This is a genomic window from Aureibaculum sp. 2308TA14-22, from assembly GCF_040538665.1.
Classification (GTDB): domain Bacteria; phylum Bacteroidota; class Bacteroidia; order Flavobacteriales; family Flavobacteriaceae; genus Aureibaculum.
Genome location: NZ_JBEWXT010000001.1, coordinates 2111958 through 2134587 on the forward strand (window position 1 = coordinate 2111958; position 22630 = coordinate 2134587).

A 22630-nucleotide genomic window follows, 5' to 3' on the forward strand; every position below is an offset into this window, starting at 1 on the left:
TTTATTAAAAGAGGGATTGTTGCTCTGGCGGATTTTCATGCTCCAATAACCAACGTTTTCGCCATAGACCACCAGCGTATCCTGTTAGTGAACCGTCTGAACCAATTACACGATGGCAGGGTACAACTATCCACAATGGATTTTTTCCGTTTGCCGATGCTACAGCTCTAATAGCTTTAACATCACCCAAAGCTTCACTTTGTTTTAGATATGAACGTGTAGATCCGTAAGGGATTTGTTGTAAACTTTGCCAAACTTGCTTTTGAAAATCAGTTCCCTGCGGATTTAATTTTAGGTTAAAAGAGGTTCGTTTCTTCTTAAAATACTCATCCAGTTGGGTAACACAATCTTGTAAACATTTTGGAATTTCGGTTGAGCTATTTTCATCTCCATCAATTACTGTTATTGATGATATACCCGAGTTGTCACCAACAATTCTGGCCAAACCAATAGGTGTTTTGTAATATGTTATGCTATCAAATTCCAAAGACTTGTTTTGAGTTTTCTGTAGTTGTATTGGCAATTTCTTCAGGGCTTAAGTTATAAATAGTTGCCAGTTTTTCCAAGACATTTATTATATAACTACTTTCGTTGCGTTTACCACGATATGGAACTGGTGCCAAATACGGAGAATCTGTTTCCAAAACAATATGTTTTAAGTCAATTTGGTTTAAAAATTGATCAATTTTTCCATTTTTAAAAGTTACCACGCCTCCAATTCCTAATTTCATATTAAAAGAAATCGCTTTTTGGGCTTGTTCCAAAGTTCCTGTAAAACAATGAAAAATTCCATGTAGCTTATCATCATTAACTTCTTCCAGCACTTCAAAAATTTCGTCAAAAGATTCCCTACAGTGTATGACAATTGGTAATTCTTTCTCTTTTGCCCATTCAATCTGAGTTTTAAAAGCATCTTGCTGTTGTTGTAAAAAAGATCTATCCCAATACAAATCGATACCTATTTCACCAACGGCATAAAAACTCCTTTTGTCAAGCCATTTTTTAACTAAAGCTAATTCTTCCTTATAATTTTCTTTAACACTTGTAGGATGCAAACCCATCATCAAAAACACATTTTCAGGGTAATTTTGCTCCAATTGAAACATGGCATCATTATAACCAGAGTCAATAGCGGGGATAAAAAAACGAGAAACACCCAAATCTAAAGCACGTTTCATCATTTTTGCACGGTCTTCGTTAAATTGTTCAGAGTATAAATGGGTATGTGTATCGGTAATTATCATTTACAAATTTTAAGATTGCAAAGATATGATGTTATATTAGTTTTTTATAGCTTAGCACTCTATTTAAAAACATAAGATGAAAATATATCATAATAATCGTTGTAGCAAAAGTAGATGTGGGTTAGAAATTTTAAATAATTCAAAGCAAAATTTTAAAGTGGTTGAATACATTAAAAACCCCTTATCGGAAAAGGAAATCAAGGACATCTTGAAAAAATTAGGCTTTACTCCTATTCAACTGGTAAGAAAGAATGAAGCCATTTGGAAAGAGAATTACAAAGGTAAAGAGCTTTCTGACAATGAAATTATTAAAGCAATGGTTACGCACCCAAAATTGATTGAACGTCCAATTGTCGTTAAAGGAGACAAAGCCGTTATTGGCAGACCACCAGAAAATATTAGTAATTTACTAAAATAAAAAACTGCAAAACAAACTACCCAAAAACCACTATTTTTTATTTTATTTTAAACACTTAGCTTTGTAAACAAAGGGAATTGCGTTGAAAAAAATAGTCTTATTTCTTGTTACCGTTGCGTTTACCTTATCGTTGTATGGACAAAAATCTAACCAGACAATAACAATTACAGGTAAAATAATTGATGCGACAACGAGCAATCCCATAGAATTTGCTACCATATCCTTTAGGAAAGATTCATTATTTTTTGGTACAACCACAGATAAAAAAGGAAAATTTTCGATAAGTATTCCTCCAAATTCCTATACCATAAAAGCAGAATTTTTATCTTATGACCCATATGTTTTAAAGGATAAGTCGTTAACTGAATCAATAGATTTTGGTACTATTGTACTATTCTATTCTTCAAAAATTTTAAATGAGGTTGAACTTATTGGTCAACAGCGACTAACCGAATTTAAAGTTGATAGAAAAATATATAGAGCGTCGCAAGATGCTTCTAATTATGGAGGTAATGCCATAGATGTTTTAAATAATACACCCTCGGTTACCGTTGACCAAAATGGAAATGTGAATATGAGGGGAGCATCAGCCACAATACTTGTTGATGGCAGGCCACTTTTTGGTTTAGGCAACGGGTCAGATTTGTTAAGTGCCATGCCTTCAAATAACATAGATAAGGTAGAAATTATAACTCGTTCAGCCAAATATAGTGCTGAAGGTGGCGGAGGTATTCTAAACATTATCACAAAAAAAGGAAAAGGCAAAGGGCTTAGTGGTTCTATTGATGTACATGGCGGAATACCAGAAAATAATGGCGGTTCTGTATTTTTAAATAAAAGTACCAATCATATCAATTTGTTCAGTACAATCAGTTTTAATAATGGAAAGAAAATAAAATATACTGATATTGACCAAACCCATTTTGATAATTCAGAAAACATTTTAGGCTTTTTTGAGCAAAAAAGAAAAGATGAAAATCAACGAAATACGTTCTTGTTTAATATTGGCAGTGATTTTTATTTAAATAAGAACAACACCATTACTGCCTCTTTTTTAGTTAACAATCATAACAAAGATTATGTTTCAGATTTAGATCTAGATGATTTTGACTCACAAAGATCAATGAAACAATCGGCTAAAAGAAATGTAAAAGACAAAGATGATATTTCAAAGATTGAAGGGTTGTTAAACTATACCAATAAGTTAAACAAGAAGGGAGAAAAACTGTCTTTTGATTTTAAATACAGTACCACTATCTCAGATAATGAAGCTAGTATTCTTGAAAATATTTCTTTTCCCAATTCAGAAACTATTGAGCAAAAAGTAGTTAAAAATCAGAACCTAGATGATTATTTATTGCAGTTAGATTATACCTTGCCTTTTTCATTGGAAAAGATGCTGGAACTAGGATATAAAAGCACGTTCCGTTTCTATAAAAATGATTATAATGTCTCTGAATTCAACCCTAACAGTGGTAATTTTATAACTATTGGTGGGTTTACAGACCTAGTAAATTACGATGAAAAAGTGCATGCACTATATGCACAATATACTGCAACCCATGGTAGTTTTTCGTATGCATTAGGCTTACGTTCAGAACTTTCTGATGTTGCAATTGGTACTAACACTAATAACAACAATGCTAAAAATTATACCGACTTTTTTCCATCGGTATCGCTTGGATATGAATTCAAAAATAAAAGCTATTTATCATTAAATTATAGTAGGTCAGTTGATAGACCTGAAATTTATCAAATCAATCCCTTTATTTCTTTAAATGACGAACGTTATCAATCGGTTGGTAATCCAAATCTAAATCCCTATTACACTAATTTCTTTGAATTATTGTATGACATTAGTTTTAAAAAATTATTAATAACATCTTCGTTATATACAACGCATGCTGAAAATCAATTTTTACCCATTTTGCAAAGTGCTGGAGTAAATGCTAATGGTTTAGAAATTTTTACTAGAACACCCATAAATAGCGGTAATAAGATTAGTATGGGTATTGATGTGGACATAACTTACACTCCATTCAAAGGATTGAGATTAAATACATATGTTAGTCCATATAGAGAAGAAACTACAAATGCTTTAGACGATGCCTATAATGTTTCAAATACGGTTTGGTATGCAGAAGCTTCGGCATTAGTAACACTAAATAACGGTCTACGCTTTAGGGCTCAACATTATTACCAATCACCATTAATAGATGGTTTAGCAAAATATAAAACCATAAATTTTACAAACTTGATGGTTAGTGTACCTATTTTTAAAAAGAAAGCCATGCTTACGTTTAAAGTTTCTGATGTTTTCAATACCAAAAATTTTACTACTAGGTCTCTGGAAGCTATGAGTAATACTCTAAGAAATGCTCGGTTTGAAAGGCAATTTTCATTGGCGTTTACCTATCAATTTAAACAAAAAAGAAAAAGTAAAAAAGATAGAAGTAAAGATATAAACAAAGATGAGCTAGAGGATAAACAAGATATAAAAATGTAAAACCATAAATTTTTTTAATAAAAAAAGGTTGACTTTTGTCAACCTCATTTATTTCCACTTATAATTTATGAAAAATTATTCTTTATTCCTTTTAGCTTCACGCTTTAACTTTATACTTTCCATTATTGACCCAAAAAGCCAGTAAGGAACGATAAAAGCTAACGAAAAAATCAACAACCAAAACCCCATTGTAAAAACGCCCAAGAAAATTAAAAATCCTATAAATTGTTGAAATTCCATAGTTACATATTTATTCTGCGTCAAAAATAATAATTTTTTTGATTATTTACGTCTGATATTTATAAATTCTTAATTTTTTTAGATTAATTTTAAGAACAAATTAAACCTTTTTCATTTATAGATGTCATAGTATATGCAAAAACCTTAAAGAAATAGAAAAAAGGAAAATGGACTTTAAAAAAAATTTTTCGATGTTATTGCTCGTAATTGTATTTACTATGAGCAATTCTTTATATGCCCAAAAAGAAAATGCTGAAAGCAATCATCTCACTTATTTAAATGACGAGCAAAAGCAATTGTTAAAAGAGCAGCAAGAATTACTAGATAAAACTAGAGCTATTTTTAAGCAAAACTTGACTGAAAAACAATTGACAATCTTAAAAAATAAAAGCATTAGCAAAGAAAAAAGAACAGCTTTGCTTAAAAAATCCCTATCTAAAGAACAATTAGGAATCATCACTACAAATCGAAATTTACTAAAACATAAAAAAAATAGATTTAAAAAATCTCTGACAAAAAAGCAAAAATTAAGATTGCGAAAGTTTATAAATAAAAGAAATATAAATGACAGAAGGCGATTAGTGAGAAGGTTAAGAAGACTCATCCGTGATAATATGGATAGATAGTTTTGAATATAGATTATATGAAAAAAATTCTAGTTGTAATTACTTTTATTTTCATAAATCAGCTATTGTTTTCGCAAGAAAATTCTGTAGCTGATGAAGAAATTGATGAAATAATTGATAATTTAATTACTCTTGACGATGACTATTTAATTGATTTAATTAACGAATTTAACCATTATCAAATACTTATTGCATCGGTTGATTTTAATGATAAAACTTATTTTTTAGGTCGTGATTTAGGTCTAAAGCAGTTTAATGTAACATCACAGCTTATGTATAAAAATTCCAACGGAATTTATGCAGGAGCCGCAGGTGCATATTATGATAAATTTGACCCAAAATGGGATTTAACAATACTAGCCATTGGCTATGGAAAATATTTTGGAAAACTACGTAACATAAAAGGAGAATTAGGATACAGTAGATATATTTTTTCAGATTCAGAATCTAATGATTTTGAAAATAGCATTGACGGAAGTTTTAGTATTACTAACAAAAATGATAATTATGGAGCGTTGCTTGACGCTTCGTATTTATTTGGAAAAAGAACAGGCTTTCAAACTACTGCCTCTTTTTATGGCAATATAAAGTTGTTTGATTTGAATACTTCATCAGATGCTAAAGTAGTATTTGTACCTTCCATTTCTTTTATTCTTGCTAGTGAAAATATTGATACTTCACGTATTGATAGATTGGGTATTGACGTACCCTATATAAATAGGGTCGTTAATTCTTTCGAAGAATTTAGCTTACGGAATATTCAATTAAACTTACCACTTCAATTAGAATTTGATAATTTTCTTTTAGAAGCGGGTTATAATTTTAATTTTCCTAGTGCTTTTGAGTTTGAAAGGGAGGTTGAAAATACTTCTTTTTTAAATGTTGGTTTTACTTACATCTTTGACCTTAACTAGCAACAACTTATCATTTTTTTTTGAAAAATGTTTTACAAGTTCTACATTTTTCTATTCCTTCAACATTAATAGGCTAAATTAAATTGTGTTAAAGAAATCTAAAAATTAACAGTCGTTAACATAAAATAGTATTTACCCTAGTTTTAAGTGTTTATTTTTGTCAGAAATTATAAAGGAAATCTCAGAGCCACTATGCAACAATTAAAAAATATTATTTTACTGACAATTTTATCCTGTATAACTTTTACGCTCAATGCCCAAAAATTTGAAATTACGGGCAACGTAATCGACCAAGAAACCAATCAACCCTTAGAATATGCAACAATTGTTTTAAGACCAACTAACGGAGACCCAGTTGATGGTGGACTTACCGATGCAAATGGAAACTTTAAAATAGATGTAAAAAAAGGCACTTATAATATCTCAGTAGAATTTATTTCTTTTGAGTCATATAAACTACCCAATAAAGAAATAAATAAAGACACAAATTTAGGTAAAATCGTATTAAATGCGGCTGCCGAAGCATTAGATGAAGTTGAGGTCATCGCTGAAAAAACTACAGTTGAAATTAAACTAGATAAAAAAATATACAATGTTGGTAAAGATTTAACAGTAAGAGGTGGTACAGTTAGTGATGTTTTAGATAACGTCCCTTCTGTTTCAGTAGATGTTGAGGGAAATGTAGCGTTACGCGGAAATGATAACGTCACAATATTAATTAATGGTAAACCTTCAGGGCTGGTGGGTTTAAATTCTACAGACGCTTTACGTCAACTACCGGCAGACGCCATTGAAAAAGTAGAAGTAATTACCTCGCCATCAGCAAGATATAATGCAGAAGGAACTGGTGGAATTTTAAATATCATTTTAAGAAGAAGTAAATTACAAGGTCTTAACGGAGCCATTACAACAAACCTTGGGTATCCTTTTCAAGCAGGTATTTCAGGAAATATTAATTATAGAACTGGTGACTTTAACTTTTTTAACACTACAAGTTATAGCTATAGAGAATCCCCAGGTTTATCAATAACTGAGACACAATATTTTAATAAAATTTTTGATGATAATGGCAATTTGATATCTGACAATCCTGATACTTTCTTAAATGAAAGACGTGAAACCGAACGAAAAGGAAACAGTTTTAATACCAATTTTGGTTTAGAATATTATATAAATAAATCTACTTCATTAACTGCGGCAATTCTTTTCGGTAATAGAGATAGTGATAGCGAAACTAATAATAATATTAAAGAATATAATGCCAATGGTAATTTAGTAAGAGAATCTTTTCGTTTTGACCCTGAAAATGATACGGATAAAACTACACAATTTTCATTAAACTTTGATAAGCAATTCAAAACAGATGGTCATAAATTAACTGCAGATTTTCAAATAGAAAATGATTCAGAAGATGAAAACTCTATCATAACAGAAAATGGAATAGTTGATGAGAGGGTTCGTACTTATGAGGTTCAAAAAGAAGTATTGCTAATGTCTGATTATGTTTTACCTATTGGAGAAAATAGTCAATTTGAGTTTGGTTACCGTGGTGAATTCAATGATTTGGATACCGAATATCAATTAGATACTGTAAATGCTACTGGTGATTTTAGCAGAGATGATAATGTAAGTAATAATTTAATTTATAAGGAAAATGTCAATGCATTATACACCCAGTACGGAAGTAAAATAAAAGACAAGTTTTCGTATTTATTAGGTTTGCGTTTTGAAGCTACTGACGTTACGATAGATCAAAGAACAAGTAACAACTACGCAAATCAAAATTATTCAGGTTTTTTTCCAACTGTAAATTTAGGTTATGAACTCAACGAAAAACAGAGTTTGACCTTTGGTTATAATAGACGGATTAGAAGACCAAGATCTCGTTTTATAAATCCATTCCCGTCAAGAAGTAGTGCTACAAATTTATTTCAAGGAAACCCAGGTTTAACACCAAGTTATTCAAACACAGTTGATTTGGGTTACTTAAATAGGTTTGGAAAATTGACGTTAAACTCTTCAATATATTATCAAAAGGCAACTGATATTTTTACCTTTATTAGTGAAGATTCTGGTGAAACCGCCAATGTAAACGGTACCGAAATTCCAATAATTAGAAGAACGCCAATTAATTTAGCTACTAACAATAGGTTCGGTTTTGAATTTACACTTACCTACAGACCTACGAGAAAATGGAATATGAACGGTAATTTTAATTTATTTAATTCTGAAACCATTGGGAAGTACAAGGGTGTTGATTATGGTGCCGAAAATCTGAGTTGGTTTATCAGATTTAATAATAAAGTTACTCTACCAGCAAATATTGATTGGCAAACACGTTTATTCTATATGGGGCCAAGTGAAGATGCTCAAAACAAAAGAAAAGGTATGTTTTCAACCAGTATGGCCTTCAGCAAAGATATCTTTAAAGAAAAAGCTTCTGTAACTTTTAATATTAGTGATTTATTCAATACGCGTAAACGTGCCATGGAATCTTTTACTCCCACTTTTAGAAGCGATAGTGAATTCCAATGGAGACAACGCAGTTTTAATTTAGCGTTTACCTATAGATTCAATCAGAAGAAGAAAAGACAACAACGTGAACGTGGCTTTGATGATGATGATGGTGAAGGTTTTGGTGATTAAATTATAAAACAAAAAAATCAAAAGGTTAGTATTTACTAACCTTTTTTTATGCTTTTGAGATACATATTTCGTACCTTTGTTTAACAAATAAACAATCATTTACTATGAATTTTAGAATAGAAAAAGACACTATGGGCGAGGTAAAAGTACCTGCCGATAAGTATTGGGGAGCACAGACAGAACGCTCAAGAAATAATTTTAAAATTGGTGCTTCAGGCTCTATGCCCTTAGAAATAGTTTATGGTTTTGCCTATCTTAAAAAAGCCGCAGCACATACCAATTGTGAATTGGGTGTACTTACGGAAGAAAAACGTGATTTGATTTCCAAGGTATGCGATGAAATTCTAGCTGGAAAACATGATGACCAGTTTCCTCTGGTAATTTGGCAAACGGGTTCGGGTACGCAAAGTAACATGAACGTTAATGAGGTAATTGCAAATAGAGCCCATGAACTAGCAGGTAAAGAAATAGGCGAAGGTGAGAAAACCATTCAACCTAATGACGATGTAAACAAATCACAATCCTCAAACGATACTTTCCCAACAGGAATGCACATTGCTTGTTATAAAATGATTGTTGAAACCACAATCCCTGGTGTTGAACAATTGAGAGATACCTTAGATAAAAAAGCTAAAGACTTTGCTGATGTGGTTAAAATAGGTCGTACTCATTTAATGGATGCTACACCTTTAACCGTAGGTCAAGAATTTTCTGGTTACGTATCCCAACTAAACCATGGATTAAAAGCATTAAAAAATACACTGGCACATCTTTCTGAACTCGCTTTGGGCGGAACGGCCGTGGGCACGGGATTGAATACGCCAAAAGGTTACGACGTATTAGTTGCTAAAAAGATTGCAGAATTTACGGGACTACCCTTCGTTACGGCTGAAAATAAATTTGAAGCCTTGGCTGCCCATGATGCTTTGGTAGAAACACATGGAGCATTGAAACAATTGGCGGTATCTTTAAATAAAATTGCCAATGATATTAGATTAATGGCTTCTGGACCTCGATCAGGAATAGGCGAATTGATAATTCCTGCTAACGAACCAGGAAGTTCTATTATGCCAGGAAAGGTAAACCCAACGCAAGCAGAGGCCTTGACCATGGTTTGTGCACAAGTTATAGGCAATGATGTTGCCGTTACGGTAGGTGGTACTCAAGGGCATTACGAACTGAATGTTTTTAAACCTGTTATGGCATCTAATGTGTTACAATCCGCCAGACTATTGGGTGATGCCTGTGCTTCGTTCAATGAAAATTGTGCAACCGGTATCGAACCAAACAAACCCAGAATAAAAGAGTTGGTAGATAATTCTTTAATGCTTATAACCGCTTTAAACACCAAAATTGGCTACTATAAAGCTGCTCAAATTGCCAACACTGCTCATACATCAGGTACAACTTTAAAAGAGGAAGCTATCCGTTTAGGATATGTTACCGCTGAGCAATATGACGAATGGGTAAAACCTGAAGATATGACTAGTGGGCTTTAATTAGATATGAGATATGGGACGTGAGATTTTAGATATTTCTCATGTTTAAAATCTAAAAGAAATGTGCAATCAATTCAATAAAAAGTTTTTAGACGAAGCTGCAAAAGCTCAATCGGACAGTGAAAACCTAACCGATCATGAAATTTTTATGAATGAGGCCATACAATTAGCCATTGATGGAATGAACGCCAATGAAGGAGGCCCTTTTGGTTGCGTTGTTGTTAAGGAAGGTAAAATAATTGGCAGAGGAAATAATAAAGTTACTTCAACTAATGACCCGACTGCCCATGCAGAAGTTACAGCTATAAGAGATGCTTGTAAACACTTGAATTCTTTTCAATTAGAAGGCTGTACTATTTATACGTCTTGTGAACCATGCCCTATGTGCTTGGGTGCTATTTATTGGGCCAGACCCGATAAAGTTTATTTTGGATGTAAACACACGGACGCTGCCAAAATAGGATTTGACGATGCGTTTATTTATAAAGAAATTAATCTGGAATATGATAAACGCAGTATTGAATTTCAACAAATTTCTTGTGAAAATGCCTTAGAAGCCTTTAAAAAATGGTCAGAAAAAGAAGATAAAACATCTTATTGATTACGGTTTTGCCTCTCACGTTGTTTTTGCAATTGTTTGTTAGCCCAAGGTATATTCCAAATATAATGGTCGGTATTTTTACTAACATCGAACTTATAGAACTCTGCCTTATTATAATTGTCGGCCAAATCCTCATAAGAAAAATGCCTTCCAAAATTTCTTAAATTTAAGTTTATCCTTTGCTGATGGATAGATGCCTCAAATATGTCATCTACAATCATAAACTTATAGCCCGTTAATCGTAAAGGACTGACTTTTCCGTCATTCTGCTGATAATTGAGAGAACTAGTTGCAAAAATACTTTTAGGTACCGCAGTATCCTCCTCAACTGTTTTCTCTTGAGAAAAAATAGTAAAAGAAAACAGGAAACAAGCAATTACAAATATATTTCGCATAATTCAAAGGTTAATTATACTCAAATATAAGAATATTTATTGAAAGTCTAAATGGTTGTTTCCTTTACTGAATAGCTCAATATTATTAAGATAATTTTCATACTCTATCAACTTTGATAGAGTATATTTATCTTTTTTATGAGGTTTGATACGTTTTTTTCTTTTTTTGTTATGACGAAAGGCATCGTCATTTTCTGAATCGTAGTTTTTATTCATGTTTAGCGTATTTTCAATAAATAACGTAAACAAAAGTGGAATTATTACATTAACAACAGCATTAAAACAAATATCTATCTTCAATAATTTTTAAATGATGCAACAAATGACCAGAAATAATATACCCTAAAGCATTGACTGATATTGTCTTACCACTAGCATTTCCAGTTTTGACCAAATCAGATTCGTCAAAGCTTTTATAAAGCAAAATTGTAGAAGCCCTAACAGATTTTAGTTCATTTAGTAAATCCGTAAAAGGTCTTTTATTGGCACGCGAATGTGCAACATAATCATTCTCATTAAAGCTAGGCAACGTAGTTATATCGTTTCTTGCAAAGGTCAAAGCCCTGTAGCAAAATACACGCTCCGCATCGATTATGTGCTGAATCAACTCTTTGATTGTCCATTTGCCCTCGGCGTAACGGTATAATTGTTTTTCTTCTAATACATTCGAGAATAAAATAAGAGCTTGCTCTAAACTGTTTTCCAAATGTGTTATAATGGACTTAAGATCAGAACCTAATATTTCTATATAAGGCTTAAAATAAGGTGGAAATTCGTTTTCGGTCAAATAGGTTTGCATTTTTCAATTATCTTTACGGTAAATATACCAATTATGCCCACATTGATTACCAATATTAAAGAATTGCTTCAAATCAGGGACAGTTCTGTACTAAAGGTTTCAGGTAAAGAAATGAAATCTTTGCCAACCCTAAAAAATGCTTTTTTGATTATTGAAGACGACGTAATCAAAGATTTTGGAAAGATGGAAGATCTTAACGGTGTTGTGGTAAATGAAATAATAGATGCTAAAGATAAAATGGTGTTGCCCGCTTGGTGCGATAGCCATACACATATTGTTTATGCTGGGAATAGAGAAGGAGAGTTTGTAGATCGCATTAATGGATTGAGCTATCAAGAAATAGCGGCAAAAGGAGGTGGTATACTAAATTCCGCCAAAAAACTGCAAGAAACAAGTGAGAAAGAATTGTATAAACAATCTGCCATACGATTAGAAGAAATTATGGCATTGGGTACTGGTGCTATTGAAATAAAATCAGGTTATGGGCTGACCATTGAAGCCGAAATTAAAATGCTACGGGTTATTAAAAAACTGGCAGAAAATTATCCTATAACCATAAAAGCGACTTTTTTAGGGGCTCATGCTTTTCCCGAAGAATATAAAAACGACAAAGACGGTTATATCAATTTGATAATCGATAAAATGCTACCTCTAATAGCCGAAGAAAACTTAGCAGCCTTTGTAGATGTATTTTGCGAAAAAGGGTATTTCTCAGTTGCCCAAACAGAAAAAATCTTAAATGCAGCTAAAACCTATGGATTGACTCCTAAAATACATGTGAATCAGTTTAACAGCATTGGCGGTGTTCAGTTAGGTGTAAAATACAATGCATTGTCAGTAGATCATCTTGAAGTGATGAACACTAAAGATATTGAGGCATTAAAAAATACCAATACGATGCCAGTGGCACTTCCTTCCTGCTCTTTCTTTTTAGGTATTCCCTATTCTCCAGTAAGGGAAATAATAGATTCTGGATTACCTTTGGCCTTGGCCACCGATTACAATCCAGGTTCAACACCAAGCGGCAACATGAATTTTGTAGTCAGTTCAGCCTGTATTAAAATGAAAATGACACCCGAGGAAGCTATAAATGCAGCTACAATTAATGCAGCTTATGCTATGAATTTATCTAAAACCCACGGTAGCGTTGCTATAGGGAAAAAAGCCAATTTGATTATTACTAAAGAAATACCCTCTTATGGTTTTTTACCTTATGCCTTTGGAAGCAATTTGATTGACACAGTAATTATTGATGGTAAAAAAGTATGACTAATTGGTGATAAAACTAATAGATTTTATCAAAAAATAGTATTAATTTCGTTCGTAGAAAAAATAATTGTATTATCAAATATTTGTATATCATTTGAAAATAAAAATACACTTTTTGCTTCTATTACTATTTCCGGTGTTCTTATCCGCTCAAAGCAACAACTCTGCTTCAAAACTATCTTTTACTGGTGATTTTAGATTTAGAATTGAACAGGATTGGGAATCTCGTAAATCTAATGGTTCTTACCGTGAAGATAGAACCCGTATGCGATATAGAGCACGTTTTGGTGTCTTATATCGTTATAGTAATTGGTTATCATCTGGAATAAGAATTAGAACTGGAGACCCAAAAAAACAGCAAGACCCCCAACTAACCCTTGGTGATGGTTTTAAAGAATTTGGTACTTTACCCATTGCTTTTGAGAAAATTTATGCCAATTTCAACTATAAATGGTTTTCTACTTGGATTGGAAAAAATACGTTTCCTTTTGAAAAACAGAATGAGTTATTTTGGAGTGATAATGTCTTTCCAGAAGGCATTTCCCTATCTGGAAAATTTAATTTTAAAAGCGACTTATTAAACTCTTTACAAATAAATACTGGTCACTTTATTTTAGCAACTCAAGGAAAATCTCTTAGTGCCGATAGCTATTTTCAGGGAATTCAGCTAGTTTCAACTCACTTAGGAAATAGAATCAAATTATTTCCTTCTTTTTATAATTTTAATAAAATACCAAATATCCCTGATGGTAACGAGACCTTTTTCATAGATTATGCTATTGCTCATATTGGAACGAAAATTGAGTTGTTAAGACAACCTAAAATTACTGCATGTTTTGATTACTATTATAATGTTAAAAACTATAGTAATAATGATTCCATTCCGCAGCAATTAAAAAATGAAAAGCAAGGATTAGTATCAAATGTTAGTATAGGAAATTTAGCTAAAAAAGGGGATTGGAAATTACAATTAACTCATAATTATCTAGAAAAATTTGCTGCCGTTGATTTTCTTGCTCAGAATGACTGGGCCAGATGGGATTATTCTTCGCAAGGATCTCCCGACGGTAGGTTAACTAACTTTAAAGGTTTTGAAATAGCAGGTGGTTACGCTTTTGAAAAAAATATAAACCTCAAAATTAGGTATTTTATCGTTAATCAAATTTTACCTTTAGGTATAAAAAAAGAAACTGGTAACCGAATCAGGTTAGATTTTAATATAAGCTTTTAGATATCCAAAGATTATATATGGTTTTAATAATGAAAGAATTCCGAAAGCTTTCATAACAACAAAAATTATTTCAAATTACAAAGCAATTGTCTAAATGATTAGAAAAATATTCTACCTTTCCTTTTTTCTTTTTATAACTAGTTATGTTTTTGCTCAAACACCTCAAAAAACAGTTATTGCTGTTAATGGTGATGGTGTATATTCTATACTTCGTAAAAATGGTTTTGAACCAACTAAATACTTTAAAGAATTTATTAAACTAAATAAGAAAAACCTAAAATCGAATAACGGTTTACTTATTGGTAAAACGTATATACTTCCTTTTAAGGAGAAAGACAATACAACCAAGTTAGAACTACCTGAAATAAAGGACAACACACCTCTTGAAACTATAAAAAAACCTACTGATTCCGTTAAACCGCTCGAAAAATTTTACGACCCTATTTTTGGTAAAGACCATAATCCTATTGTTATAAAAGATAGAAAACTAAAGGGTGCGGTTTATTATCTTATTTCAGGACATGGCGGGCCTGACCCTGGTGCTACGGAAACATATAACGGTAACCTAATTGCTGAAGACGAATATGCTTATGACGTTACTTTACGTTTAGCTCGATTACTAATTACTAACGGAGCAACGGTTTACCTAATTATAAAAGATAAAAATGATGGAATTCGGAACGATAGGATATTAGAAGTGGATAATGATGAATTCTGTTATCCCAACGATGCCATTCCTCTAAGTCAAAAATTAAGATTACGACAACGTACAAAAGCGGTAAATAATTTATATTTAAAACATAAAGGAGTGTATCAAAGATTAATTGTAACACATGTTGATAGCCGAAACAAAGGTAAAAATATTGATGTATTTTTCTATCATGACAGTAAAAGCAAAAGCGGAAAACGGCTAGCCGAAAACATACTTAATTCCTTTAAAGAAAAATACTCTGAACATCAACCAAATAGAGTATATGCGGGTTCAATTAGCTCAAGAGGTTTATATTTAATAAAAAGTACCTATCCGCCAATGGTATATATTGAACTGGGTAATATAAAAAACAAAAAAGACCAAAAACGAATTCTTCAATATAAAAATAGAGAGGCACTAGCGGAATGGATTCATAATGGGCTATTGGTTGATTTTGATGAGCGGAAAAAATAAATTTCTTTCCGGATTACTTAAAGATTTATTTAAATGAAAAGTAAGTCTTTATTTTTCAACAATTTCCAATTCAAAAATTAAATCAGTATCTGGTGGTATAGGGCCTTTGCCTTGAGTACCATATCCTAAATGAGAAGGTATAAACAACATCACTTTATCACCTATATCCATTTTTCGCAGCCCTTCTTTAAAACCAGGTATTAATTCTGCATCGGGGCTATAATCCATCTCTTTGGGGTTGTACCCGCCTCTAGCTTCAAATCTTGGGTCGTATTTTAGAAAAAGTTCAGCAATTTCTTTTTTATTGGTAGTAAATAATTCACCAGTAGTAAAATAACCTGAATAAAAAACATTTACTACAGATCCGGTTTTTGGTTTATTATTCTCTCTGTCATTGATATAATAAATTTTTAATCCAGAATCTAAACTATCTGCTTTGGCTTCATAAGTTTCTTTTAGCTGCAGAAATTCTGCCTTGGCTTTTTTTGCCATTTTATCCTTAATTTCTGCTTCTTTCTCTAGTTCTTTAAAGTAATTGCCAAAAATACGTGGAGCATTAAATTTTTTAGACGCATCCCCAATTCTAATAATTTCAATTCTGTTCATTCTATCTCCTTTCTTTATCGAGTCAACAACATGTTGTCCTATTATAGTATTACCAAAAACAGAATGCACTCCGTCTAAGTTAGGTGTAGGGCGTTGTGTAATAAAAAACTGACTTCCGTTAGTATCAAATCCACCATTAGCCATTGATACAACTCCTTTTTTACTATGCGTCAATATTAAATCATCGTTTTCATTTACAGGAAATTCATCTTCAAATTGATAGCCAGGTCCACCTGCTCCTGTACCTTGAGGATCACCTCCTTGAATTATATAATTAGGAACAACGCGGTGAAATAGTAACCCATTATAAAAAGGTTTTTGCTTAAATCGTTTCGCAACGTAAGGATTAGTGCCTTCGGCCAACGAAACAAAATTAGCAACTGTTATTGGGGCATTTTTATACTCTAATTGCACCAAAATAGTTCCTTTGTCGGTATTTATCTCGGCATACAAGCCATCCTTTAATTCAGGATATTTATTTTGTTTACAACTTACAATTAAAAGGGAAGTAACAATAAACAGTACTTTAAAAACCTTCATTATGTCTTATTCGTTAGCAGGACTTATTTTATGTAAGGTAACCGTACAAATTAACGGTTCGTTAGATTTAATTTTTTGATAACCTGAGTATCCATATGCCTTGTGAGATGGAAATAAAAAAGTAACCGTTTCACCTTCTTTTATTAATTTTAGTCCATCTTGTAATCCAGTTATAAGCTCTTGTTTATCTACTAGATAATTTTTTTCTCCTAACTCTTCTTTTGTATAAATAACCTCATTATTTATATCTTTAATTTCATAAGTAAAAATTACTTCATCTCCAGTTTTTGGCAATTCTGACACTTCAGAATTTTTAGTATTGTAATAGTACCAAAATCCACTTTCTGAAGAAATATAATTTTTTGAAGTATCTGATTCCATTAAAGCTTTAAGAGCTTTCTCTTCAACTTTATTGATAATTTTGTTACGTTCTATAGATTCTTGTAAAAAAGAAGAAGTTTTTTGAACTACTGGTTTTCTAGGTTGTGGAGTTGTACAGGATATTAACAAAACAACTAAACTAATTCCAGACAAAAAGGAAAAATTATTTTTTATTTTAGTAAACATAAGAATTTTCTAATTCGTTTTTATAAGTTGGTAAAATCTCTAAAAATTGTTTTACGGTATTTTGCAAAGTAACTTCACTCCTACCACCAGCTGCATTTAAATGACCTCCACCGTTAAAGTGGTTACGAGCAAAATCATTAACTGAAAAGTCTCCTTTAGATCGTAATGACATCTTAATAATACCTTGCTTTTGATCTTCAATAAATATAACTGCAAAAACTACACCTTCAACAGACAAACCATAATTTACAAAACCTTCGGTATCTCCTTTTTTAAAGTTATAGCTGTTTAACTCTTTTTGAGAAATGGTAATATAAGCCGTTCTATATTTATGCAATACTTTTAAATTATTCAGTGCCGTACCTAATAGTTGCAAACGATTAAAAGAGTTTGTATCATATAAGCGATTATGTATTCTGGTATGATCTATACCAACATCCATTAATTTGGCTACAATAAGGTGCGTGACACTCGAAGTTGCTGCATATTTAAAAGAACCCGTATCTGTAACAATACCTGTGTAAATGCATGATGCAATATCATTATCAATACTTTCCAAAGCTTCTAATTTATCTAAAAAATGGTAAATCATTTCGCAAGTAGATGCTATAGAGGGGTCAGAATAAGTGAATTTTGCGTAATCATCTGGTTGTTCATGGTGATCGATCATTATGAATATTGGATTAATATTTTCCAATATGTTTTGCATCTGACTCCCCACTCTATGTAACGCATTAAAGTCTAAAGTAAATACAATCTCAGCATCTTGTAATATCGTTGAAGCCTCATCTACATTCTCATCAAAAACAATAATTTTATCTTGATTTGGTAACCATTTTAAAAAATCGGGACAATCATTTGGAGAAACAATCGAGACTTTATGATTCATTTTTGCTAAATAATGGTATAATGCCAAACTAGAACCATAAGCATCTCCGTCAGGATTTCTATGTGAAACGATAACTATTTTTTTTGGTTCTGCTAATAGCCGCTTTACCGCTTGTATATCTTTAATTTCCATTGTATGCGAATATACGATAATTTGGTATTTGGTTTAATCTAAATTTTAGATTTTATGATATTAACAAGTAAAAACAAAAAGTAAAAATGAGTTCGTTATTTTTAATAAAACTACTACTTTTGCACTTCATTAAAAGAAAATTTAAAAATGACTACAAACAGAACATTTACAATGCTTAAACCTGATTCCGTTGAAAAAGGTAATATTGGAGCAATTTTAGAAAAAATAAATGCTGCCGGTTTTAGAATAGTGGCTATGAAGTTAACACAAATGACTGAGAGCGATGCTAAAGCATTTTATGCAGTTCATAAAGAAAGACCTTTTTACGGTGATTTAGTTGAGTATATGACACGTGGTCCTATAGTTGCTGCTATTTTAGAAAAAACGAATGCAGTTGAAGATTTTAGAGCATTAATTGGAGCTACTAACCCTGAAGAAGCTGCTGAAGGTACTATAAGAAAATTATTTGCTACCTCTATTAGCGAAAATGCTGTACATGGTAGTGATAGTGACGAAAATGCTGCTATTGAAGGTGCTTTTCATTTTTCAGGAAGAGAAATGTATTAAATCCCTCCGCCTCCCGATAGCTATCGGGACGGCACTTCCCCTTAAAAAAGGGAGGAATTATAGATGAACACATTTAATATAGTAGAGCTAAACTTATCTTAAGTTTACTGAAATAAAAAAATGCCTCGAATTTCGAGGCATTTTTATTTTCCACTTATTGCATTAAATACTATTAATACTTAATTGCTTTTTTACTGAGTTCTGTACCGTTTTCAAAAGTTGTATTTAAAATAAGTACAGTACCTTTTCTAATATTCTGTGTATTAATTCTAAATTCACTTTCATTAGGTAGCATGTTCACTAACATTCTACCTGTAATATCATACATCTTTAATTCGCTTATTATTGATTTTGATTTAACTAATAATGCATTGTTTTCATTCACAATAACAAAATCGTTATGTAACTCTAAATCATCAACACCTAATGTAGACTTAGTAAATTGAAGTGTAAACCTTTCTCCGTATTCTCCATCAGAGGGTACAGTAAACATATAATCTCCTTGTTTTAAATCATGTGTTACATTCAGCTCATGGTCAACTAAATAAATATCATTATCTCTTAACACACCTTCAAAACGGTCAATACTTATAGTATAATTTACATCAGTTTCTTCAATATAGGTTTGGAATACCAACGGTACTTTTTTATCAAGGTCAAAATTGCCCAATGCTTGGATACCATATTTTAAAGTGTCTATTTTAGAATATAAATTCACCCATCCCTGGCTTATTTTAACACCGTCGTAACCCCAATCTACCCCATCAGTTGCAGTTGGAATAAACGCTACCAATATTTGACTGGCAGCACCACCTTTACTGCTCATTGCATTTAACCATACCCTATCTTTTTCATCTTCAGTAGCCTTTGTGCTTTTGGTATCTGTACCTCTAAATACTTGGGTACCAGCTTGAGTTCTCTCACGCATATCATCTGTAAAGGTTATTATACTGGCCGATGGTCTTGTTTGAATCATAAAACCTTGACCTGAAGCAATAATATTAGTAGGAGCATTAGCACCTGAGGGAGAAGGAGTGCCTACACCTCCACTTAAATTATATAAGGCATAATCATCACTGGTATATTGCTCTCCTGTTGTACTTCCGTTGTTAGGGGTTCTATGAGACCAAAACCAAAGAGAACCTGTTACCGATGCGATATTGTTCGAATTTAATATAAACTTATCTGCATTAATTGCTGAAGGATAAGGATTGCCTACTAAATTCAAATCGTCGAAGATATTTGCGTTTGGGTTATAGTGAATATGGGGGCTTCCAATTAAATCAACCGTAGTGGTATTAGGTACACCTGTAAAGGAAATTGTTGCAGTTCCTGGGTAACTTCCTGCCACTGGTCCTTGAGAAATATAGCCTTTACCAGGAATCATAATCTCCCCAGCTGCTGCTATCCATTCCCCTTTGGCTTCACTACCTCCGTTTGGGATATCATTATCTGCAGCCTGATTCCAGTAATATAACCTATCCTGATTATAAACACCTGGGGCAAAAACCGAAGATATGTTCTGACCAGCTACTGGAGAAGACCAATAGGTGTAGTCTTGCACATTATTTAAAGAAGTAGTGGTCTCTAGTTTAGTAATAGTTCCTGAAATTGTAACCGCATCACCTCCAAAATTATCTGGATCTAATGTATTAACCGTATATAAGCTTTCCTGATCTCCAATAACAACCGTTCCTGTATTCGTAAAACTTCTGTTTACTTCTACGTAATCGGTGGTACCATTATCCATATTAAGAGTACCCGTAACAGTTAAATCACAGGCTGAAATAGAGCCGTTCGAACCAGTATTGGTATATATACCACTAACAACCACCACTCTAGTTTTATCGGGTACGCCATTACTCCAAGAAGTTGTCCAAGTTGTAGTACCTGATTCTTGTGTTCCTAAAGCCATATTTGATTGACTATCAGCATTATTAACTTCTGCTAAGGATAATTCAAGATAATCATTAACTAACAATCCGCCAACACCACCAATTGTTACATCAAAAGTTCTTGTTGGCAATTCTGTAGTTCCGCAGCCTTTGATAAAGGCTTTATCCTGACCCCATGCTTGAGGAGTTCCACCAGATGGAACCATACCCATAATATCTATTCTTTCATTATAACAATTACCACCCGTTGAGGTAGATATTAAAATTACATCGTTCCCTGTAAACGTACATACATTTGTGGGTTGTACTATGGCTCCGCCTAAATTAGCAGGTAATGTTGCAGATGGGTTTCTATATAATCTTACTTGACCAGAGGTCATGGCATCTATGGGTATAAATTGTTGTGGTGGCAGTGTCTCAATATTACCATCAATAGTAGCGTTGGTATCTGTATATAAACATAGGTAATAAACGCCACCAGTTACAGGCAATGCAGATATATTTTTTACTTCAATCCATTGGTCATTAGCACCTGTACCCTCATAATACTGTGTAATAAGCAGTTGACCACTTGTAGCCACATCAGTAGCATTACCAGTAATATCAAAGTTATATGGATTTTTACCATTGGTAGTGTTGTTACTAATACTAATTTCAGCAACTTTTATACCTACAGTACTAGGATCGAAGCGAACCGTAAAGGTAGTGGTTGCATTTGGTGCTATTGGTGTGGTTGGGTTAGCAGTAACTGTAAAATCAGCAGCATCTGCTCCCGTAATATTAACTATTGGTGCTAAACTAGTTAAAACCAAATCATCAGTACCTGTATTTTCAATGGTAAATGTTCTTGAAAAACCACCCACTGTATTAATATCTACATCTCCAAAATCTGTACCATTAGTTAAGCTGGCAGCACTACCATCCGTAATAGGTTGGCCAAGACCACTCACTTCCATATCTGGTTCCGCCGGTGTTCCAACACCTTCTACTTCATAGAAAAAATCATATGTATCATCTGCAGCATCTATCAATATAAAAGAAGCGATATCTATTGGTGGAGGACTTGCGGGAGAAGTCGGTGCAAAAACAACATTAAATGTTACTGAATTACCGGCAGGTATTGTTAACGGAAAAGTTATTGCACCCAATGATACTGAAAAATCAGTACTACCAAAACCACTAGATATATTATCTATTATTAAATCAGCTGTTCCATCATTTTCAATTGTAAATTGTCTTGTAACACTTTCAACGTTAGCTACTGCCGTGCCAAAATGTGTATTGTCTCCAGGACTAGGGTTTGTTGATCCATTGATAATTTCCAAAGAATCATCTCCTGTTACTTTTATACTCGGGCTTGCTGCACCACCTGTACCTATTATCTCAAAGAAGTAACTTGTTGTCGGTCCAAATGGTGATGGAGCTGATCTAAATTCAACAATAGCAGTTTTAGGACCGCTTGTAATAGGATTGAAATTTACTACAAAAGATGATGTTGCCCCAATACCATTAACCGTAGATGGACCAGGTGAAAAGCTGGCAGAAAATTCGCTTGCATTAGCTCCAGTTATGTTTTGAAGAGCCAAGAATTGAGTCCCCCCTACTGTACTTGTAAATATAAATGTATTTTGTTGAGTACCACTAATTGCAACTGTTCCAAAATCAGTACCTTGTGCGGGCAGTGGAGTGTTTGCTGTCGGAAGAGCAGTAGTAGTAGTAATTGGTAACGCTGGGCTACCACCACTTATAGTTCCTTGTGCAGAAATAGTTCCTATTGCAATAACAGCAAAAAGAAGTGTACATAGTAATTTTTTCATCATTTTTTTATTAGTGTTAGCGTCTTTAGAGACTTTTTCTTAATCAGCAAATATACTAATTATA

21 protein-coding genes are annotated in these 22630 nt (G+C 32.7%); 11 read left to right on the plus strand and 10 right to left on the minus strand.

The window, feature by feature from the left end; genetic code table 11:
• Positions 1–4: 4 nt before the first annotated feature.
• Entirely contained in the window at positions 5–487 is a 483-nt protein-coding gene (locus U5A88_RS09395) for a methylated-DNA--[protein]-cysteine S-methyltransferase (protein ID WP_354205838.1), read from the minus strand.
• Complete coding sequence (locus U5A88_RS09400) at positions 477–1244, minus strand: TatD family hydrolase (RefSeq protein WP_354205840.1); 768 nt, start codon at positions 1242–1244, stop codon at positions 477–479. Before U5A88_RS09400 ends, U5A88_RS09395 begins: the two co-directional genes overlap by 11 nt.
• Before the next feature lie 76 nt (positions 1245–1320).
• Between U5A88_RS09400 and arsC the strand changes: the two genes are divergently transcribed.
• Together arsC and U5A88_RS09410 are read left to right on the plus strand one after the other, a co-directional pair.
• Positions 1321–1662, plus strand: coding sequence for an arsenate reductase (glutaredoxin) (arsC, locus tag U5A88_RS09405; RefSeq protein WP_354205842.1), 342 nt, complete (start codon positions 1321–1323; stop codon positions 1660–1662).
• An 82-nt stretch (positions 1663–1744) separates the two neighbouring features.
• Complete coding sequence (locus U5A88_RS09410; RefSeq protein ID WP_354205844.1) at positions 1745–4168, plus strand: outer membrane beta-barrel family protein; 2424 nt, start codon at positions 1745–1747, stop codon at positions 4166–4168.
• Positions 4169–4243: 75 nt separating this feature from the next.
• On the opposite strand, the gene U5A88_RS09415 is transcribed toward U5A88_RS09410, so the two are convergent.
• The gene (locus U5A88_RS09415; protein ID WP_354205846.1) at positions 4244–4408 is read right to left on the minus strand and encodes a hypothetical protein; all 165 of its coding nucleotides are present in this window, start codon (positions 4406–4408) and stop codon (positions 4244–4246) included.
• Positions 4409–4626: 218 nt separating this feature from the next.
• Here U5A88_RS09415 and U5A88_RS09420 point away from each other — a divergent pair, with 218 nt between their 5' ends.
• From U5A88_RS09420 to U5A88_RS09440, 5 genes are all read left to right on the plus strand, one after another.
• Entirely contained in the window at positions 4627–5034 is a 408-nt protein-coding gene (locus U5A88_RS09420; protein WP_354205848.1) for a hypothetical protein, read from the plus strand.
• A gap of 17 nt (positions 5035–5051) precedes the next feature.
• Entirely contained in the window at positions 5052–5948 is an 897-nt protein-coding gene (locus U5A88_RS09425; protein ID WP_354205849.1) for a hypothetical protein, read from the plus strand.
• Positions 5949–6140: 192 nt separating this feature from the next.
• Positions 6141–8594, plus strand: a complete 2454-nt coding sequence (locus U5A88_RS09430) for a TonB-dependent receptor domain-containing protein (protein ID WP_354205850.1) — start codon at positions 6141–6143, stop codon at positions 8592–8594.
• 104 nt (positions 8595–8698) lie between these two features.
• A complete protein-coding gene (gene fumC, locus U5A88_RS09435) occupies positions 8699–10093 on the plus strand; it encodes a class II fumarate hydratase (RefSeq protein ID WP_354205852.1) in 1395 nt (464 codons plus the stop codon).
• Positions 10094–10241: 148 nt separating this feature from the next.
• Positions 10242–10694, plus strand: coding sequence for a nucleoside deaminase (locus U5A88_RS09440; protein WP_451963477.1), 453 nt, complete (start codon positions 10242–10244; stop codon positions 10692–10694).
• Here the strand turns inward: U5A88_RS09440 and U5A88_RS09445 are convergent.
• The 3 genes from U5A88_RS09445 to U5A88_RS09455 all read right to left on the minus strand — a co-directional run bounded on the left by U5A88_RS09445 (position 10688) and on the right by U5A88_RS09455 (position 11888).
• Entirely contained in the window at positions 10688–11089 is a 402-nt protein-coding gene (locus tag U5A88_RS09445) for a hypothetical protein (protein ID WP_354205855.1), read from the minus strand. The genes U5A88_RS09440 and U5A88_RS09445 overlap by 7 nt on opposite strands.
• 36 nt (positions 11090–11125) lie before the next feature.
• Positions 11126–11305 carry a hypothetical protein gene (locus U5A88_RS09450; RefSeq protein ID WP_354205857.1) on the minus strand — a complete coding sequence of 60 codons (180 nt, stop codon included), beginning with the start codon at positions 11303–11305 and terminating at the stop codon, positions 11126–11128.
• A 61-nt stretch (positions 11306–11366) separates the two neighbouring features.
• Positions 11367–11888 (minus strand): DinB family protein, encoded by a 522-nt coding sequence (locus U5A88_RS09455; protein WP_354205859.1) that lies wholly within the window; start codon positions 11886–11888, stop codon positions 11367–11369.
• A gap of 33 nt (positions 11889–11921) precedes the next feature.
• On the opposite strand from U5A88_RS09455, the gene hutI reads away from it, so the two are divergent.
• From hutI to U5A88_RS09470, 3 genes are all read left to right on the plus strand, one after another.
• Entirely contained in the window at positions 11922–13157 is a 1236-nt protein-coding gene (gene hutI, locus U5A88_RS09460) for an imidazolonepropionase (protein WP_354205861.1), read from the plus strand.
• Positions 13158–13272: 115 nt separating this feature from the next.
• The gene (locus U5A88_RS09465) at positions 13273–14388 is read left to right on the plus strand and encodes a putative porin (RefSeq protein WP_354205863.1); all 1116 of its coding nucleotides are present in this window, start codon (positions 13273–13275) and stop codon (positions 14386–14388) included.
• A gap of 94 nt (positions 14389–14482) precedes the next feature.
• The gene (locus tag U5A88_RS09470; protein WP_354205865.1) at positions 14483–15553 is read left to right on the plus strand and encodes an N-acetylmuramoyl-L-alanine amidase family protein; all 1071 of its coding nucleotides are present in this window, start codon (positions 14483–14485) and stop codon (positions 15551–15553) included.
• 48 nt (positions 15554–15601) lie between these two features.
• On the opposite strand, the gene U5A88_RS09475 is transcribed toward U5A88_RS09470, so the two are convergent.
• From U5A88_RS09475 to U5A88_RS09485, 3 genes are read right to left on the minus strand one after another with little or no spacing between them, the layout of a single operon-like run.
• Complete coding sequence (locus U5A88_RS09475; RefSeq protein WP_354205866.1) at positions 15602–16699, minus strand: peptidylprolyl isomerase; 1098 nt, start codon at positions 16697–16699, stop codon at positions 15602–15604.
• A 6-nt stretch (positions 16700–16705) separates the two neighbouring features.
• Complete coding sequence (gene gldI, locus U5A88_RS09480) at positions 16706–17266, minus strand: gliding motility-associated peptidyl-prolyl isomerase GldI (RefSeq protein ID WP_354205868.1); 561 nt, start codon at positions 17264–17266, stop codon at positions 16706–16708.
• Entirely contained in the window at positions 17256–18287 is a 1032-nt protein-coding gene (locus U5A88_RS09485) for a DHH family phosphoesterase (RefSeq protein WP_354205870.1), read from the minus strand. The genes gldI and U5A88_RS09485 overlap by 11 nt, the downstream gene beginning before the upstream one ends.
• Positions 18288–18434: 147 nt before the next feature.
• On the opposite strand from U5A88_RS09485, the gene U5A88_RS09490 reads away from it, so the two are divergent.
• Positions 18435–18854 (plus strand): nucleoside-diphosphate kinase, encoded by a 420-nt coding sequence (locus U5A88_RS09490; RefSeq protein WP_354205871.1) that lies wholly within the window; start codon positions 18435–18437, stop codon positions 18852–18854.
• Between the two features lie 172 nt (positions 18855–19026).
• Here the strand turns inward: U5A88_RS09490 and U5A88_RS09495 are convergent, their stop codons facing one another.
• The gene (locus U5A88_RS09495) at positions 19027–22569 is read right to left on the minus strand and encodes a choice-of-anchor D domain-containing protein (RefSeq protein WP_354205873.1); all 3543 of its coding nucleotides are present in this window, start codon (positions 22567–22569) and stop codon (positions 19027–19029) included.
• Positions 22570–22630: the final 61 nt, after the last annotated feature.